This window comes from Enterobacter sp. JMULE2 (assembly GCF_013337145.1).
Lineage (GTDB): Bacteria > Pseudomonadota > Gammaproteobacteria > Enterobacterales > Enterobacteriaceae > Enterobacter > Enterobacter mori.
Genome location: NZ_SGWD01000016.1, coordinates 72784 through 89252, shown reverse-complemented (window position 1 = coordinate 89252; position 16469 = coordinate 72784). Strand labels below are relative to the sequence as shown.

10 protein-coding genes are annotated in these 16469 nt (G+C 58.1%); 4 read left to right on the top strand and 6 right to left on the bottom strand.

What is annotated here, in order from left to right:
- Positions 1-41: 41 nt before the first annotated feature.
- On the bottom strand, positions 42-3155 hold the full coding sequence (gene acrD / locus EXW94_RS20470; protein ID WP_174340883.1) for a multidrug efflux RND transporter permease AcrD: 3114 nt from the start codon (positions 3153-3155) through the stop codon (positions 42-44).
- A 142-nt stretch (positions 3156-3297) separates the two neighbouring features.
- Entirely contained in the window at positions 3298-4992 is a 1695-nt protein-coding gene (gene narQ / locus EXW94_RS20465) for a nitrate/nitrite two-component system sensor histidine kinase NarQ (protein ID WP_174340882.1), read from the bottom strand.
- A gap of 151 nt (positions 4993-5143) precedes the next feature.
- On the opposite strand from narQ, the gene aegA reads away from it, so the two are divergent.
- The 3 genes from aegA (at position 5144) to EXW94_RS20450 (ending at position 8931) form a co-directional block, all read left to right on the top strand.
- Positions 5144-7120 carry a formate-dependent uric acid utilization protein AegA gene (gene aegA, locus EXW94_RS20460; RefSeq protein WP_174340881.1) on the top strand — a complete coding sequence of 659 codons (1977 nt, stop codon included), beginning with the start codon at positions 5144-5146 and terminating at the stop codon, positions 7118-7120.
- A gap of 67 nt (positions 7121-7187) precedes the next feature.
- Positions 7188-7778, top strand: a complete 591-nt coding sequence (gene nudK, locus EXW94_RS20455; protein ID WP_174340880.1) for a GDP-mannose pyrophosphatase NudK — start codon at positions 7188-7190, stop codon at positions 7776-7778.
- Positions 7779-7887: 109 nt separating this feature from the next.
- The gene (locus tag EXW94_RS20450; protein WP_126816138.1) at positions 7888-8931 is read left to right on the top strand and encodes a DUF1176 domain-containing protein; all 1044 of its coding nucleotides are present in this window, start codon (positions 7888-7890) and stop codon (positions 8929-8931) included.
- Between the two features lie 130 nt (positions 8932-9061).
- Here the strand turns inward: EXW94_RS20450 and tkt are convergent, their stop codons facing one another.
- Both tkt and tal read right to left on the bottom strand, forming a co-directional pair.
- A complete protein-coding gene (tkt, locus tag EXW94_RS20445) occupies positions 9062-11050 on the bottom strand; it encodes a transketolase (RefSeq protein ID WP_174340879.1) in 1989 nt (662 codons plus the stop codon).
- Between the two features lie 19 nt (positions 11051-11069).
- Entirely contained in the window at positions 11070-12020 is a 951-nt protein-coding gene (gene tal, locus EXW94_RS20440; protein WP_010433786.1) for a transaldolase, read from the bottom strand.
- 246 nt (positions 12021-12266) lie between these two features.
- On the opposite strand from tal, the gene maeB reads away from it, so the two are divergent.
- Positions 12267-14546, top strand: a complete 2280-nt coding sequence (gene maeB / locus EXW94_RS20435) for an NADP-dependent oxaloacetate-decarboxylating malate dehydrogenase (RefSeq protein WP_010433785.1) — start codon at positions 12267-12269, stop codon at positions 14544-14546.
- A gap of 79 nt (positions 14547-14625) precedes the next feature.
- On the opposite strand, the gene hemF is transcribed toward maeB, so the two are convergent.
- A complete protein-coding gene (hemF, locus tag EXW94_RS20430) occupies positions 14626-15525 on the bottom strand; it encodes an oxygen-dependent coproporphyrinogen oxidase (protein WP_174340878.1) in 900 nt (299 codons plus the stop codon).
- The gene (gene amiA / locus EXW94_RS20425; RefSeq protein ID WP_174340877.1) at positions 15525-16400 is read right to left on the bottom strand and encodes an N-acetylmuramoyl-L-alanine amidase AmiA; all 876 of its coding nucleotides are present in this window, start codon (positions 16398-16400) and stop codon (positions 15525-15527) included. Before amiA ends, hemF begins: the two co-directional genes overlap by 1 nt.
- Between the last annotated feature and the right edge of the window lie 69 nt (positions 16401-16469).

Genomic DNA, 16469 nt, shown 5'->3' with positions numbered 1-16469 from the left:
TAAAAAGGCGGCTTCGAAAGCCGCCTTTTTTATTTCATTGGTTACTCAGGCTTTTCCTTCAGCGGGAAGCGACGTCGTACCAGCACAAAGAACAGCGGCACGAAATAAATAGCCAGAATCGTGGCTGAAATCATTCCCCCCATCACCCCGGTACCGACCGCATGCTGGCTGCTGGAACCGGCACCCGAACTGGTCGCCATCGGCAGTACCCCGAAGACAAACGCCAGAGAGGTCATCAGAATCGGGCGTAAACGCTGGCGGCAAGCGTACAGCGTTGCGGCTAGCAGGTCCTGGCCTTTCGCATTCATCTCATTGGCAAATTCCACGATCAGAATGGCGTTTTTGGCCGACAGGCCAATCACAGTCAGCAGCCCCACCTGGAAGTAAACATCGTTCTCCAGGCCGCGCATCCAGGTTGCCAGCAGCGCACCGATGACGCCTAACGGCACCACCAGCATTACCGAGAACGGTACTGACCAGCTCTCATACAGTGCGGCAAGGCAGAGGAAGACCACCAGCAGCGACAGGGCGTACAGCGCAGGGGCCTGTGCACCGGAGAGCCGCTCCTGATACGACATCGCCGTCCACTCCAGGCCAAACCCGGTTGGCAACTGCTGCACCAGTTTTTCCATAATATTCATCGCGGTACCGGTACTGACGCCCGGCGCGGCTTCACCTACGATCTCCAGCGCCGAGTAGCCGTTATAGCGTTCCAGGCGCGGTGAGCCGGTTTCCCAACGCGACGTGGCGAAGGCGGAGAACGGCACCATGCCCCCTGCGTTATTACGCACATACCAGCGGTTAATATCGTCCGGCAGCATACGGTATTTGGCGGCAGACTGAACGTAGACCTTTTTCACGCGGCCGCGATCCATAAAGTCGTTGACGTAGCTTGAGCCCCAGGCCGTTTGCAGCGTGTCGTTGATGTCATCAATGGATACGCCGAGCGCCTGCGCTTTACGCTGGTCGATATCGACCTGGAGCTGCGGGCTGTCATCCAGACCGTTGTGACGGACGCGGGTCAGCTGTGGATCCTTGCTGGCCAGATCGAGCAATTTATCGCGCGCAGCCATTAACGCGTCATGTCCGGCTCCCGCGTGATCCTGCAGCTCCATATCAAACCCGGCGGAACTCCCCAGACCGCTGATGGCCGGAGGGCTGCTGGCAAATACGCGCGCTTCTTTGATATGGCTGAAGGCTTTCGTCGCGCGTTCAATAATGGCGAACGAGGAGCCTGTGTCGCTGTCGCGCTGATCCCAGTCTTTCAGGCGCACGAACATGCGTGCGACGTTCTGCCCGTTCCCGCCCGGGCCCGAGCCGACGGTGGAGAAGACGGAAACAACGTTATCTTTCTCTTTGGTGTGGAAATAGTTCTCAACCTTCTGCACCACCTTCAACGTTTGTTGCTGCGTAGAACCGCTTGGCAGCTGAACGGAGGTGATAAACATGCCGCGATCTTCCAGCGGCAGGAAGGAGGTTGGCAGACGCAGGAACAGGAACACCATTCCGCCTAACAGCAGGACATACATCGCCATCCAGCGCACGCTGCGATGCAGGATCTTACCCACGCCCGCCTCATAGCGCGCCGCGTTGCGGTTGAACATGCGGTTAAACCAGCCGAAAAAGCCTTTTTGCCCGTGATGCTCGCCTTTATGTAACGGCTTGAGGAGGGTGGCGCAGAGGGCAGGGGTGAGGATCATCGCCACCAGCACCGAGAGCACCATCGCGGAGACAATCGTGATGGAAAACTGGCGGTAAATCGCACCGGTGGTGCCGCCAAAGAACGCCATCGGGATAAACACCGCTGAGAGCACCATTGCAATACCGACCAGCGCGCCCTGAATTTGCCCCATCGATTTTCGCGTGGCTTCGCGCGGCGAGAGTCCTTCTTCGCTCATGATGCGTTCGACGTTTTCCACCACCACGATGGCGTCATCCACCAGCAGGCCAATCGCCAGCACCATCGCGAACATGGTTAAGGTATTGATACTGTAACCAAAGGCATACAGCACGGCGAAGGTGCCGAGCAGCACCACCGGAACGGCAATGGTGGGAATAAGCGTGGCGCGGAAGTTTTGCAGGAACAGGTACATGACCAGGAACACCAGCCCGATCGCTTCCAGCAGGGTTTTCACCACGTCTTCAATAGAGGCTTTAACGAAGGAGGTGGTTTCGTAGGCGACTTTGTATTCCAGCCCGTGCGGGAAATAGTGCGACAGTTCGTCAAGGCGATTTAGCACCTGTTCGGCGGTTGCCATTTCGTTCGCGCCGGAGGCCAGCTTCACCCCTAAGCCGGATGCCTGGTTACCGTTAAAGCGGCTCAGATAATCATACTTTTCCGCGCCCATTTCCACGGTCGCGACATCGCCCAGCCGTACTTCAGAGCCGTCCTGATTGACCCGCAGGGTGATATTACGGAACTGATCGGGCGTCTGGAGCAGGGACTGAGAGTTAATGGTCGCGTTCAGCGCCTGGTTATCGACAGAGGGTGTACCGCCCAGCTGACCGACGGCGATCTGAGCGTTCTGCGATTCGATGGCGTCAGTCACGTCTTTGGCCGTCATCTGCACGCTGTTTAGCTTGTTGGGATCCAGCCAGATGCGCATGGAATACTGCGAGCCGTAGGCGTCGATATCCCCCACGCCGTTAATACGGCTGAGCGGATCCTGGATATTACTCGCCACGTAGTCAGCGATATCCTGCTTATCCATCGAACCATCGGTGGAGACAAACGCGATGGTTAAAATATTGGTGTCACCGGTTTTACGTACGGTCACGCCCTGGTTCTGCACCGCCTGCGGTAGCTTACGCAGGGCAGACTGCAGCTGGTTTTGCACCTGCTGCACCGCCTCATCCGGGTCGGTTCCCGCCGTAAAACTCAGTGTCACCGTAGCCTGACCGGTGGCGCTGCTCTGTGAGGACATGTACATCAGGTTATCGAGACCCGTCATGTTCTGCTCGATCACCTGGGTGACGGTATTTTCCAGCGTCTGGGCTGATGCGCCAGGATAGTTTGCCGTGACGCGCACATTTGGCGGCGCCAGATCGGGGTATTGCTCAACAGGAAGTGAAGTAATCGCCAGAACACCCGTCAGACATAACAGAATGGCAAGTACCCAGGCAAAAATGGGGCGATCGATGAAGAAATTCGCCATGAAAGTGTGACCTCGTTTTGCTGCACGTCATTATTGTTTATTGCCCGCATAACTTTAGCGGTTAGGCCCAGGTCAAACGTGGAGAAATAAAGGAGATAATGTAAATTATCATGCGCTTTTCCCTGCGCGCTCCCCTTTACCGTTATTTACCCGCCAGCGCTGCGGGTGTACGGAAAGTGACGGTGACCTCCGTTCCGCCGTTTTTCGGCTGTGAAAAGCGCAGCGTTCCGCCGAGCCGTTCTGCACGTTCGCGCATGATGTTCAGCCCGTAATGGCCCGGCGGTTCGTTCGCCTCGCCAATGCCAATACCGTTATCGCGTACCGCCACGCTGTGCGTACCGTCAGCGGCGGTAATGCAGCTGACGGTGATCTCGCTCGCGTCGGCGTGTTTGATGGCGTTCAGCACCGCTTCACGCACAATCTGCAGCAAATGCACCTGTTTTTGCGCATCCAGGGCCAGGGATGAGAGTCGACAATCGAGAACCAGCTTCGCCTTCGTCTGGGTTTGCAATCCCTCGAGAGACTCCTGCAGCGCGGCGGGCAGGTTTGCGTGGTTGAGCGTCAGGCGGAAGGTGGTGAGCAGTTCACGCAGCTGGTGCCAGGCGTTGTTAAGCTCGCGCGAGAAGTCCGTGATGATGGTCTGCGCCTGGGCATTCTCATCCGGGACGGTGCGTTTGAGCAGGGCAAGCTGAATGCGCAGATAGGACAATACCTGCGCCAGCGAATCATGCAGTTCGCGGGCGATGGTGGCGCGCTCTTCCATCAGCAGCAGCTGTTGATAGTGTTTTTGCGCCTGGTTGAAGTAAAGCCCGCGCCCCAGCATCGTCGCCACGCTCTTCATCAGCGGGAGTGACACGCCCCCGGTCTCGCTCTGCCAGCGCAGTTCGCCATACAGGGTGTCCTGCATCAGAACAGGCAAACTGTGCAGTTTCGCGCCTTCGGCTTCGCTGCCTTCGAACAGTTGCCAGTCGTCACTGGTCCGCAGCGCCAGATAATTTATCTGCGTGTATTCATGCACGATCTGCAAAATATGCCTGAAACAATGGCTGTCTATCTGTCCGGTATTCAGCGCCTGAGAACATTTGAACAGCATTTCGAGCTGCTGGTGCGCCTCATTCAGGTGCTGCGTCTTTTCGGCCACGGATTGCTCCAGCGAGCGATAAAGCGAATGCAGTTCGGCTGACATATGGTTAAACGCGCGGGAAAGCTGGCCCAGCTCGTTGGGCAGGGCGGTATCCGGTGCGGGCGTATCAAATTGTCCCTGTTCGATACGCTCGCTGGCCGCGACCAGATTGTTCAGCGGCAGTACCACCTGACGGCGGATCCGCCGCAGCGTCGCCAGCGCCAGCAGCAGAATGCTCAGTCCACCCGCCAGCGACATCAGGATCACCAGCTGAATTTTATGTTCGGTGTAGTGCTGAAGCGCCAGCACAAAGGCATCAATACGGCCGACGAAATCCTCAATGTGGGCCTGATACCAGGCGGTGTTGCCGCTGGCGATGCGCTGGCTCATCTCCTGCCAGGCAAGATGCAGCTGGTGGTAGCGCTGTTTAACATCGTCCGGCACATACCAGCGGTTCAACGTCTGCAGCGCAGGGGCGCTCAGCGTCTGCTGCCAGGCTTCACGGTGTTCCATCAGTGACGGGCTGGCGCGCTGCATTTCGTAGCCCAGGCGGTAGCTCTGCATACGCAGCGAACCCGCAATGTTGATCGCCTCAGCGTCTCGCTGGCTGCTGGCGAGGGTCATCAGCGCGATGGCGCTGGTCATAACGGATAACACAATCATCGAAAAGAAAGCCCGAGCCAGGCTTCCGGAAACAGGGCGTTTAACGGTCACAAATCAGCTTCCTGAATAAATTGATCTGCCACAGGTTCACTGGAGATAGTTCGGCTTTCTGGGCATTTGAACATTGCCTGAACACGTCACCGTGGCTAAATACAGTACATATAGAAAGAATAAGGTTATTGAACCAAAAACAGGTGTCGTTATGAATCGTTTTATTATGGCCAACAGCCAGCAATGCATAGGGTGTCGTGCCTGTGAGGTCGCGTGTGTGATGGCGCACAACGATGAGCAACATGTTCTGAGTGAGCGCCATTTTCATCCCCGTATTACGGTCCTCAAATCAGAGGGGAAGAACAGTCCCGTTACCTGCCACCATTGCGAAAATGCCCCCTGCGCGCACAGCTGCCCGAACGGGGCTATCAGCAAGCACAGCGACAGCGTACAGGTGAATCAACATAAATGCATTGGTTGCAAAGCCTGCGTGGTAGCCTGCCCGTTCGGCACGATGGACATCATCGTTACGCCGCTGGATAACGCGAGCGTGAAGGCGTCGGCACATAAATGCGATCTCTGCCTGGCGCGGTCTCAGGGGCCTGCTTGTATTGAAAACTGCCCGGCTGACGTGCTCACGCTTGCCACCCCCGCCGTGCTGGATAACCTGTCGAAAGCGCGGCGCACGCGCACCGCGCGACTGGAAGCGCAGCCGTGGCACGGCGAGGCGGTGCAACAGGTTCAGCCGCAAACCAAACTACAGCAGTTGCACAATACTCCTCCACGGGGCGAGCCAGACAAGCTGCCGGCGCAAGAACGCGCCTGCCATTTCAACGAAATCTATCTGCCGTTTCGGGCTGAACAGGCCAGACGTGAGGCGTCCCGCTGCCTGACCTGCGGGGAGCACAGCATCTGCGAGTGGACCTGCCCGCTGCACAACCACATTCCGCAGTGGATTGCGCGCGTCAACGCGGGAGATATCACCGGCGCGGCAGAACTCTCCCATCAAACCAACTGTTTACCGGAAATTACGGGCCGCGTTTGCCCGCAGGACCGCTTATGCGAAGGTGCCTGCACGCTGCGCGATGAGTCTGGTTCCGTGACCATTGGTAATATCGAGCGCTACATCTCAGACCAGGCGCTGGCGATGGGCTGGACGCCGGACATGAGCGACGTCCTCCCGGTGGGCAAGCGGGTGGCCATTATTGGCGCGGGCCCGGCAGGGCTGGCGTGCGCCGACGTCCTGGTACGCAGCGGCGTGAGCGTGACGGTGTATGACCGCCATCCGGAAATCGGCGGACTGCTGACGTTTGGCATTCCCGCCTTCAAGCTGGATAAATCCCTGCTCGCGCGGCGCAGAGAGATATTTACCGCGATGGGGATCCGGTTCGAACTCAACTGCGAAGTGGGACGCGATGTCTCTCTGACGCAGCTGCAGCGTGATTATGATGCCCTGTTTATTGGCGTAGGAACCTACCGCTCCATGAAGGCCGGTATCCCTCATGAAGATGCGCCGGGTGTCTATGACGCGTTGCCGTTCCTGGTGGCGAACACCCGCCATGTGATGGGGCTTGAGTCGAGCGCCTCTGAGCCGTTTATCGACACGCAGGGGCTGAATGTGGTGGTACTCGGCGGAGGGGATACGGCGATGGATTGCGTGCGAACCGCGCTGCGGCAGGGGGCCGCCAAAGTGACCTGTGCCTATCGCCGGGACGAGGCCAACATGCCGGGATCGAAAAAAGAGGTGAAGAACGCGAAAGAGGAGGGGGCGGCGTTTGAATTTAACGTCCAGCCCGTCGAGCTGACGCTTGCTTCGGACGGGAAGGTCAACGGTATCCGGATGCTGCGCACCGAACTGGGTGAACCGGATGCGCAGGGTCGTCGTCGTCCCGTTCCGATTGCAGGCAGTGAGTTCGTCCTGCCTGCCGATGCGGTGATCATGGCGTTTGGCTTTAACCCGCACGCGATGCCCTGGCTGCAGGCCCAGGGCGTGGAAACGGATGACTGGGGGCGCATCATTGCCTCTGTCGAAGGACAGTATCGTTACCAGACCAGCAACCCGCAAATTTTTGCCGGAGGTGACGCTGTGCGCGGTGCCGATTTAGTGGTCACTGCGATGGCTGAGGGGCGCCATGCGGCGCAGGGTATTCTCGACTGGCTTGAGATAACAGCGCCAACGGCGCACTAAATCCGACCGGCGACAAAGCGCGCTCCACGGCGTAGTATTACTGCACTCATTATGCCGTGGAGCCCGTATGACCCTCAAAATTGACGTTATTAAAGACAAAATCCTGTCCGAAAATTACTTTGTCCTGCGTAACATCACCTATGATTTAACGCGTAAGAATGGTGAAGTGATCCGCCACAAGCGCGAGGTCTACGACCGTGGCAATGGCGCAACCATTTTGCTCTACAACCGTGAAAAACAGAGCGTGGTATTGATTCGCCAGTTTCGGGTGGCGACATGGGTGAATGGCAATCCTGACGGACGATTAATTGAAACCTGCGCTGGCCTGCTTGACGATGATGAGCCTGAGGTTTGTATCCGCAAAGAGGCCGTTGAAGAAACGGGCTTCGAAGTGGGTGAGGTGAAAAAGGTGTTCGAACTGTTCATGTCGCCAGGCGGCGTGACGGAAATTGTCCACTTCTTCATTGCGGAATACCACGATGCGCAGCGCACTCACCGGGGCGGTGGCGTTGAGGACGAGGATATTGAGGTGCTGGAAATGCCGTTTTCTCAGGCACTGGCAATGGTGAGAAGCGGAGAGATCAGGGACGGTAAAGCCGTAATATTGTTGCAGTACCTGCAAACGACCGGGATCATGAGCCCCTCTTTCGAACGGTGATAGATTACATTTCAGATAAATCTATCCGATAAATCCGATTGAGCAAGCCCGGTTCGGACACGAAGATACTGCCCAGTTTGACGTTTTCGTTTCCGGGATTGTGCCATCCATGCGCTACTGCGTTTTTATTCTCTTCCTGTTTTGCGTGCTACCCGCGCCATTGGTGTGGGCAGCCCCCGCCCAGCAGTCCTTCTCTGACTGGCAGGTCACCTGCAATAACCAGAATTTTTGCGTTGCGCGAAATACCGGTGAACATCGCGGTCTGGTCATGACGCTCAGCCGCAGCGCGGGCGCCAAAACGGACGCCACGCTGCGGATCGATCTTGGTGGGCTTTCTGACCCCGCCGTGAAAGAGCCTGATATCGCGCCGCGACTGCTGCTGGATGACGTACCGCTTAAGCTTTCGCCTCAGCACTGGCAATTAACGCCCTGGCATCTGAAGACTGACGATGCCGCCACCATCACCGCTTTTTTGAAAAACATTCAGGAAGGGCACGCCCTGACGTTGCAGGGTGGTAAGCAGGTTATCTCACTGGATGGCCTGAAAGCGGCGCTGCTGTTTATCGATGCCCAGCAAAAACGCGTCGGCAGCAAAACCGCCTGGATAAAAAAAGGGAACAGTCCGCCGCTGAGCGTGCCGCCCGCACCCGCATTAAAAGAGGTGGCAGTCGTCAACCCGACACCGACGCCGCTGACCCATGAAGAGTTGAACGACCTGCTGGATTATGGCACCTGGCGGATGAATAACAGTCAATGCTCGCTTGATCCGAACCGCCGTGAAGTCCGCGTTACCGCGTTAACCGATGACAAAGCGCTGCTGATCGTCAGCTGTGAAGCCGGGGCGTATAACACCGTCGATTTGGCATGGCAGGTTTCGCGCAAAAAGCCGTTTTCTGCCCGTAGCATCAGGTTGCGTCTGCCATTTACCCCTTCAAGCAACAGCAGTGAGATGGAGCTGATGAATGCCAGCTTCGATGAGAAAACGCGTGAGCTGACCACGCTGGCGTTAGGGCGGGGCATTGGGGATTGCGGGATCCAGACGCGCTGGCGTTTTGACGGCCAGCGCTTCCGCCTGGTCCGCTATGCGGAAGAGCCCAGCTGTGATAACTGGAACGGGCCAGACGCCTGGCCCACGCTGTGGATTACGCGGTAGCTTTTTGCCGGGTGGCGGCTACGCCTTACCCGGCCTACGAATCCTGCGGTCTGTGACAATGTGCCGGGTCTAGAACACTTCGAACCGTAGGCCGGGTAAGCGACAGCGCCACCCGGCAACGCAGACCGCACTACAGCACGCTCAGCGCCTTCTCCACCACGTTCTCAACGGTAAAGCCGAAGTACGGGAACAGCTTATCGGCAGGGGCGGACTCACCGTAGCCCCGCATGCCGACAATCGCCCCTTTGAGCCCGACATACTTGTACCAGTAGTCGGCAATACCGGCCTCCACCGCCACGCGCGCCGCGACGCTGGACGGCAGGACCGATTCCCGGTACGCCTCGTCCTGTGCATCAAAAATATCCGTGGAAGGCAGAGATACCACACGCACCGCGTGTCCTTCGGCAGTCAGTTTCTCCGCGGCTTTCACCGTGATTTCCACCTCGGAACCGGTGGCAATCAGGATCACGTCCGGCTTGCCGCCGCTGTCTTTCAGTATGTAGCCGCCGCGGGCGATGTTTTTCACCTGCTCCGGGGTGCGCTCAATCTGCGCCAGGTTCTGGCGCGACAGAATTAATGCCGTTGGGCCATTGTGGCGCTCTACCGCCAGCTTCCAGCCGACCGCCGCTTCGACCTGATCGCACGGACGCCAGGTGCTGAAGTTGGGCGTCAGGCGCAGGCTCGCCAGCTGTTCAACCGCCTGGTGCGTCGGGCCATCTTCCCCCAGCCCGATGGAGTCGTGGGTATAAACCATGATTTGCCGCGCCTTCATCAGCGCCGCCATGCGCGCCGCGTTACGGGCGTACTCGACAAACATCAGGAAGGTGGCGGTGTAGGGCACGAAGCCGCCGTGATGGGCGATGCCGTTGGCAATGGCGGTCATGCCGAACTCGCGCACGCCGTAGTGGATGTAGTTCCCGGCGATGTCCTCTTTGAGCGATTTTGAGCCGGACCAGATCGTCAGGTTGCTTGGCGCCAGGTCCGCCGAGCCGCCGAGCAGTTCGGGGAGAATAGGGCCGATTGCGTTCAGCGTATTTTGCGACGCCTTACGGGTGGCAATTTTCGCCGGGTTGGACTGCAGGTTTTCGATCAGCGCCTGGGTTTTATCGTCCCAGTCTTCCGGCAGGCCGCCGCTCATGCGGCGTGAAAACTCGGCCGCCAGCTCCGGATGCGCTTTTTTGTAGGCGGCAAATTTTTCGTTCCAGGCGTGCTGGGCTTTCTCACCGTCTTCGCGGGCATCCCAGGCTCTGTAGATCTCTTTCGGGATCTCAAATGGTGGGTATTTCCAGCCCAGCTTCTGCCGGGTCAGCGCCACTTCTTCGTCACCCAGCGCCGCGCCGTGCGCCTCCTCTTTGCCCGCCTTGTTCGGCGAGCCGAAGCCGATGACCGTGCGGCAGATAATCAGGGACGGTTTGTCCTTCACGCTCTGCGCTTCCTGAATCGCTTTTTTCACGGCTTCAGGATCGTGCCCGTCAATCTCATGCACCACGTGCCAGTGGTAGGCTTCGAAGCGTTTTGCCGTGTCGTCGGTAAACCAGCCTTCGGTCTCCCCGTCAATGGAGATGCCGTTGTGATCGTAAAACCCGATCAGCTTGCCGAGTCCCAGCGTGCCCGCCAGCGAGCAGACCTCGTGCGAAATCCCCTCCATCAGGCAGCCGTCACCCATAAACACGTAGGTGTAGTGGTCGACAATCTCATGGTCCGGCTGGTTAAACTGCGCCGCCAGCGTGCGCTCGGCAATCGCCAGCCCGACCGCATTGGCTAACCCCTGACCGAGCGGCCCGGTCGTCGTTTCCACGCCCGGCGTATAGCCGATCTCCGGGTGGCCCGGCGTTTTGGAGTGCAGCTGGCGGAAGTTTTTTAGCTCCTCAAGCGGCAGGTCGTAGCCGGAAAGATGCAGCAGGCTGTAGAGCAGCATCGATGCGTGACCGTTGGAAAGAATAAAACGGTCGCGATCGTACCAGGTGGGGTCATTCGGGTTGTGCTTCAGGAAGTCGTTCCACAACACTTCGGCAATATCGGCCATGCCCATCGGTGCGCCGGGATGGCCGGAATTGGCTTTCTGCACGGCATCCATGCTGAGGGCGCGAATGGCATTGGCGAGCTCTTTACGGGACATAGTTCACTCCGTGGCAAGGTTAAAGTTTGGCGGCAAGAAGATCTTCGAGTTTGCGCTGGTCGACGGCGAACTGGCGGATGCCATCCGCGAGCTTGTCGACGGCCATTGCGTCCTGATTGTGCTCCCAGCGGAACTCCGCTTCGGTCATGGCTTTCGGTTTTGGCAAAACGGTGGAGGTCGGCACCAGCTTGCGGATCACCGTCTCTTCTTTGTCCTGAAGCTCCTGGAGCAGGTTAGGGGAGATGGTCAGACGGTCGCAGCCTGCCAGGGCGAGGATCTGCTCGGTACGGCGGAAGCTGGCCCCCATCACGATGGTTTCGTAGCGGTGCTGTTTGTAGTAGTCGTAGATATTACGGACCGATTTAACGCCCGGATCCTCATCCACCACGTAGGGATCCATCGGCTGTTTTGCCTGATACCAGTCGTAGATGCGCCCGACAAACGGCGACACGAGGAACACGCCCGCTTCGGCACAGGCGCGCGCCTGGGCAAAGGAGAACAGCAGCGTCAGGTTGCAGTGAATGCCCTCTTTTTCCAACACCTCCGCGGCGCGAATGCCTTCCCAGGTGGAGGCGAGCTTAATCAGGATGCGTGATTTATCGATCCCCTGCTCCTGGTAGAGTTCCACCAGGCGGCGGGCTTTGTTAATGCTTTTTTCTTTATCAAACGAGAGGCGGGCGTCCACTTCGGTCGACACGCGACCCGGAATGCTTTTCAGAATTTCCGCACCAAAATTAACCGCCAGCTTGTCGCTGGCTTCGGCGACCTGCTGCTCCTGCGTTTTCCCGCGCTGCTTACCGTAGGCAATGGCGTCATCAATCAGATGACTAAAATGGGCAAGCCCGGCCGCCTTGAGCAGCAGCGAAGGGTTGGTGGTCGCATCTTCCGGCTGATAGTGGCGAATCGACTCGATATCGCCGCTGTCTGCAACCACGGTGGTGAATTGTTTGATGCCGTCTAGCTGGTTCATAAATCATTACTCCTTGGAAATAAAAGAGTTAGATGAGTGCGTTAGTTCACACTTCTGAGAAAATCATGATGGACTTAACAAAAAAGCATAGCAGACGGGGGAGGCATTGCTTTTGAGACGGGTAACATGGCTGTTATAAATTGATAACAATTTTTAATGTGTGATGGTGAGAGTTTGGCAGCCTTCAAAGTTTATGCGCTGTCCTGCGGCGATACTATCTGACCGATACGTAAAAGGAATAACAAGATGGACGATCAGTTAAAACAGAGTGCCCTCGATTTTCACGAGTTCCCCGTCCCGGGCAAAATCCAGGTTTCCCCTACCAAGCCGCTGGCGACCCAGCGCGATCTGGCGCTGGCCTATTCGCCAGGCGTCGCTGCGCCGTGTCTGGAAATCGAAAAAGACCCGCTGGCAGCCTACAAATACACCGCGCGCGGCAACCTTGTCGCCGTTATTTCTAACGGCACGGCGGTGCTGGGGCTGGGCAACATTGGCGCGCTGGCCGGTAAGCCGGTGATGGAAGGGAAGGGCGTTCTGTTCAAGAAATTCGCCGGTATCGACGTGTTTGATATCGAGGTGGACGAACTCGATCCCGATAAATTCATCAACGTGGTGGCCGCGCTGGAGCCGACCTTCGGCGGGATCAACCTGGAAGACATCAAAGCGCCGGAATGTTTCTATATCGAGCAGAAGCTGCGCGAGCGTATGAACATTCCCGTGTTCCATGATGACCAGCACGGGACCGCGATTATCAGCACCGCCGCCATTCTGAACGGCCTGCGCGTGGTCGAGAAAAATCTCTCCGACGTGCGCATGGTGGTCTCCGGCGCGGGCGCGGCGGCGATTGCCTGTATGAACCTGCTGGTGGCGCTGGGTATGCAGAAACACAACATTGTGGTCTGCGACTCCAAGGGCGTTATCTATAAAGACCGCGAGCCGAACATGGCGGAAACCAAGGCGGCGTACGCGGTGGAAGACGACGGCAAACGCACGCTTGAGGACGTCATTGACGGCGCGGATATCTTCCTCGGCTGTTCCGGCCCGAAAGTGCTGACCCAGGAGATGGTGAAGAAGATGGCGCGTGCGCCAATGATCCTGGCCCTGGCGAACCCGGAGCCGGAAATCCTGCCGCCGCTGGCGAAAGCGGTGCGTGAAGACGCCATTATCTGTACCGGCCGTTCGGACTACCCGAACCAGGTGAATAACGTGCTCTGCTTCCCGTTCATCTTCCGCGGGGCACTGGACGTCGGCGCAACGGCGATCAACGAAGAGATGAAGCTTGCCGCCGTTCACGCCATCGCGGAGCTGGCCCACGCCGAGCAGAGCGAAGTGGTCGCGTCTGCGTACGGCGATCAGGATCTGAGCTTTGGCCCGGACTACATCATTCCAAAACCGTTCGATCCGCGTCTGATTGTGAAAATTGCGCCAGCCGTTGCCAAAGCGGCGATGGACTCCGGCGTGGCGACGCGACCGATTCAGGATTTCGACGCTTACGTCGATAAGCTCACCGAGTTCGTCTACAAAACTAACCTGTTCATGAAGCCGATCTTCTCTCAGGCGCGTGCCGACGCGAAGCGCGTGGTGCTGGCGGAAGGGGAAGAGGCGCGCGTGCTGCACGCCACCCAGGAGCTGATCACCTTAGGGCTGGCGAAGCCGATCCTGATTGGTCGTCCGAGCGTCATCGAGATGCGCATTCAAAAGCTCGGCCTGCAGATTAAGCCGGGCGTCGACTTCGAGATCGTTAATAACGAATCCGATCCGCGCTTCAAAGAGTACTGGAGCGAATACTACGCGATCATGAAGCGCCGTGGGATCACCCAGGAGCAGGCGCAGAAAGCGGTCATCAGCAACACGACGGTGATCGGCGCGATCATGGTCCATCGCGGCGAAGCGGATGCGCTGATCTGCGGCACCATCGGCGATTACCACGAGCACTTTAGCGTGGTGCAGGAGATCTTCGGCTATCGCGACGGCGTCCATACCGCCGGGGCGATGAACGCGCTGCTGCTGCCAAGCGGCAACACCTTTATTGCTGACACCTACGTTAACGACGATCCGACCCCAGACGAGCTGGCGGAGATCACCGTGATGGCCGCCGAGACCGTGCGCCGCTTTGGTATCGAGCCGAAGGTGGCGCTGCTGTCGCACTCAAACTTTGGTTCGTCTAAATCCGCGGCGGCCTGCAAAATGCGTCAGACGCTGGAGCTGGTGCGCGAGCGTGCGCCGGAGCTGATGATAGACGGGGAGATGCACGGCGATGCGGCGCTGGTGGAGAGCATCCGCAACGAACGTATGCCGGACAGCCCGCTGAAAGGATCGGCGAATATACTGATTATGCCGAACGTGGAAGCGGCGCGTATCAGCTATAACCTGCTGCGCGTCTCCAGCTCTGAAGGGGTGACCGTAGGACCGGTACTGATGGGCGTGGCGAAACCGGTGCATGTGTTAACGCCGATTGCCTCTGTGCGTCGTATCGTGAATATGGTGGCGCTGGCGGTGGTTGAGGCGCAAACGCAGCCGCTGTAAGCGCGTGGTGTCGGGTGGCGCGTTCGCTTACCCGACCTACGGGTTGACTAGGACGGATAAGCGCAGCGCCATCCGGCAGTTAAACCCAGTCGCGTACTTTCAGGAACTCACTCAAGGCAGCCTCCGGGCTGCCTTCTTTTGGCTCGTAGCTGTACTCCCACCGCACCAGCGGCGGCATCGACATCAGAATCGACTCCGTGCGCCCGCCGGTCTGCAGGCCGAACAGCGTTCCGCGATCCCACACCAGGTTGAACTCCACGTAGCGGCCGCGGCGGTAAAGCTGGAACTCACGCTCGCGCACGCCGTAGTCGGTGTTTTTACGGCGTTCGACGATGGGCAGATAGGCGTCGGTATAGCCTTCACCTACCGCGCGCATAAAACTGAACGCGGTATCAAAATCCGGCGTGTTGAGATCGTCAAAGAACAGCCCGCCGATGCCGCGCTGTTCGTCGCGGTGCTTCAGGTAAAAGTAGTCGTCACACCACTTTTTAAATTTCGGGTAGACGTCTTCGCCAAACGGCAGACAGAGATCGCGCGCGGTAGTGTGCCAGTGCACGGCATCCTCTTCGAAGCCGTAATAGGGCGTTAAATCGAAACCGCCGCCAAACCACCAGACCGGATCGGCCCCCGGTTTTTCCGCAATGAAAAAGCGCACGTTGGCGTGGCTGGTCGGCACAAACGGGTTGTGCGGATGCACTACCAGCGAGACGCCCATCGCTTCGAAGCTGCGGCCCGCCAGCTCAGGGCGATGCGCCGTCGCAGACGCGGGCATCGCGTCGCCGTGAACGTGGGAAAAATTGACGCCCGCCTGTTCGAAGATGCCGCCGTTACGCAGCACCCGGCTGCGCCCGCCGCCGCCCGCTTCGCGCTGCCAGTTATCCTCCTGAAATTCACCGCCGTCTACGGCGGCCAGTTTCCGGCAAATATCATCCTGCAGCTGCAGCAGGAATTTTTTGACCAGCTGTGCATTGGGTTTCATCAACGTTTCCTGGAGTGCGCTTTTTGGTTATCGAACCAGTTGAAGTAGCTGATAATGCCTGCGGCGATGGCGTTGGCGATCTTCTGGCGGAACGCCGTGGTGCCGAGCAGCCGCTCTTCTTCCGGGTTGGTAATAAAAGAGGTTTCCACCAGCACCGACGGAATCGACGGCGATTTCAGCACCACAAACGCCGCCTGCTCGGTGCCTTTACTGTGCAGACGATGCACCGGCTTAATCTTCTTCAGGATATGCGAGCCGAGTGTCAGGCTGTTTTTGATGGTGTCCGTCTGCACGAGGTCGAACAGCACCTGCTGCAACAGATGGTCTTTATCGGTGGCTTTCTTTCCGGCGACCTCATCCGCCCGGTTTTCGCGGTCGGAGAGGTATTTTGCCATCGCGCTACTGGCACCACGGTTGGAAAGCGCAAACACCGATGCGCCTGCTGCCGAAGGGTTGGTAAAGCCGTCTGCGTGGATCGACATAAACAGATCCGCGCCGTGCTGGTGGGCGATCTCCACGCGGTCGTACAGCGGAATGAAGGTGTCCCCGGAGCGCGTCAGGCGGGCGTCAATGCCGTTGCTGCGTAAAATCGATCGCACATTTTTTGCAATCGCCAGCACGACGTGTTTTTCTTTCGACCCGTTTTTGCCGATGGCGCCAGTATCGATGCCGCCGTGGCCCGGATCGAGCATCACCAGACGCTTCGCGCCCGGCTTTTTGGCTTTCGGTTTACTGTGCCCGTTGCTGGTTTTAAGCGTGCTCTCGTCTTTTGCCTGAGCCTGCTTAGCGATGCCCGTTAACGTTAAGGCCGCCAGCCCCGCTTTGAGAACCTGACGACGCGATGTGAGTGCTTTTAATGGTTTGAATGTGCTCATGCGGCCTGAATAGTAAAAATTGCGATCCTGGTGTTATATCGTATCGTGATTACCGTTACGACAGTCCTT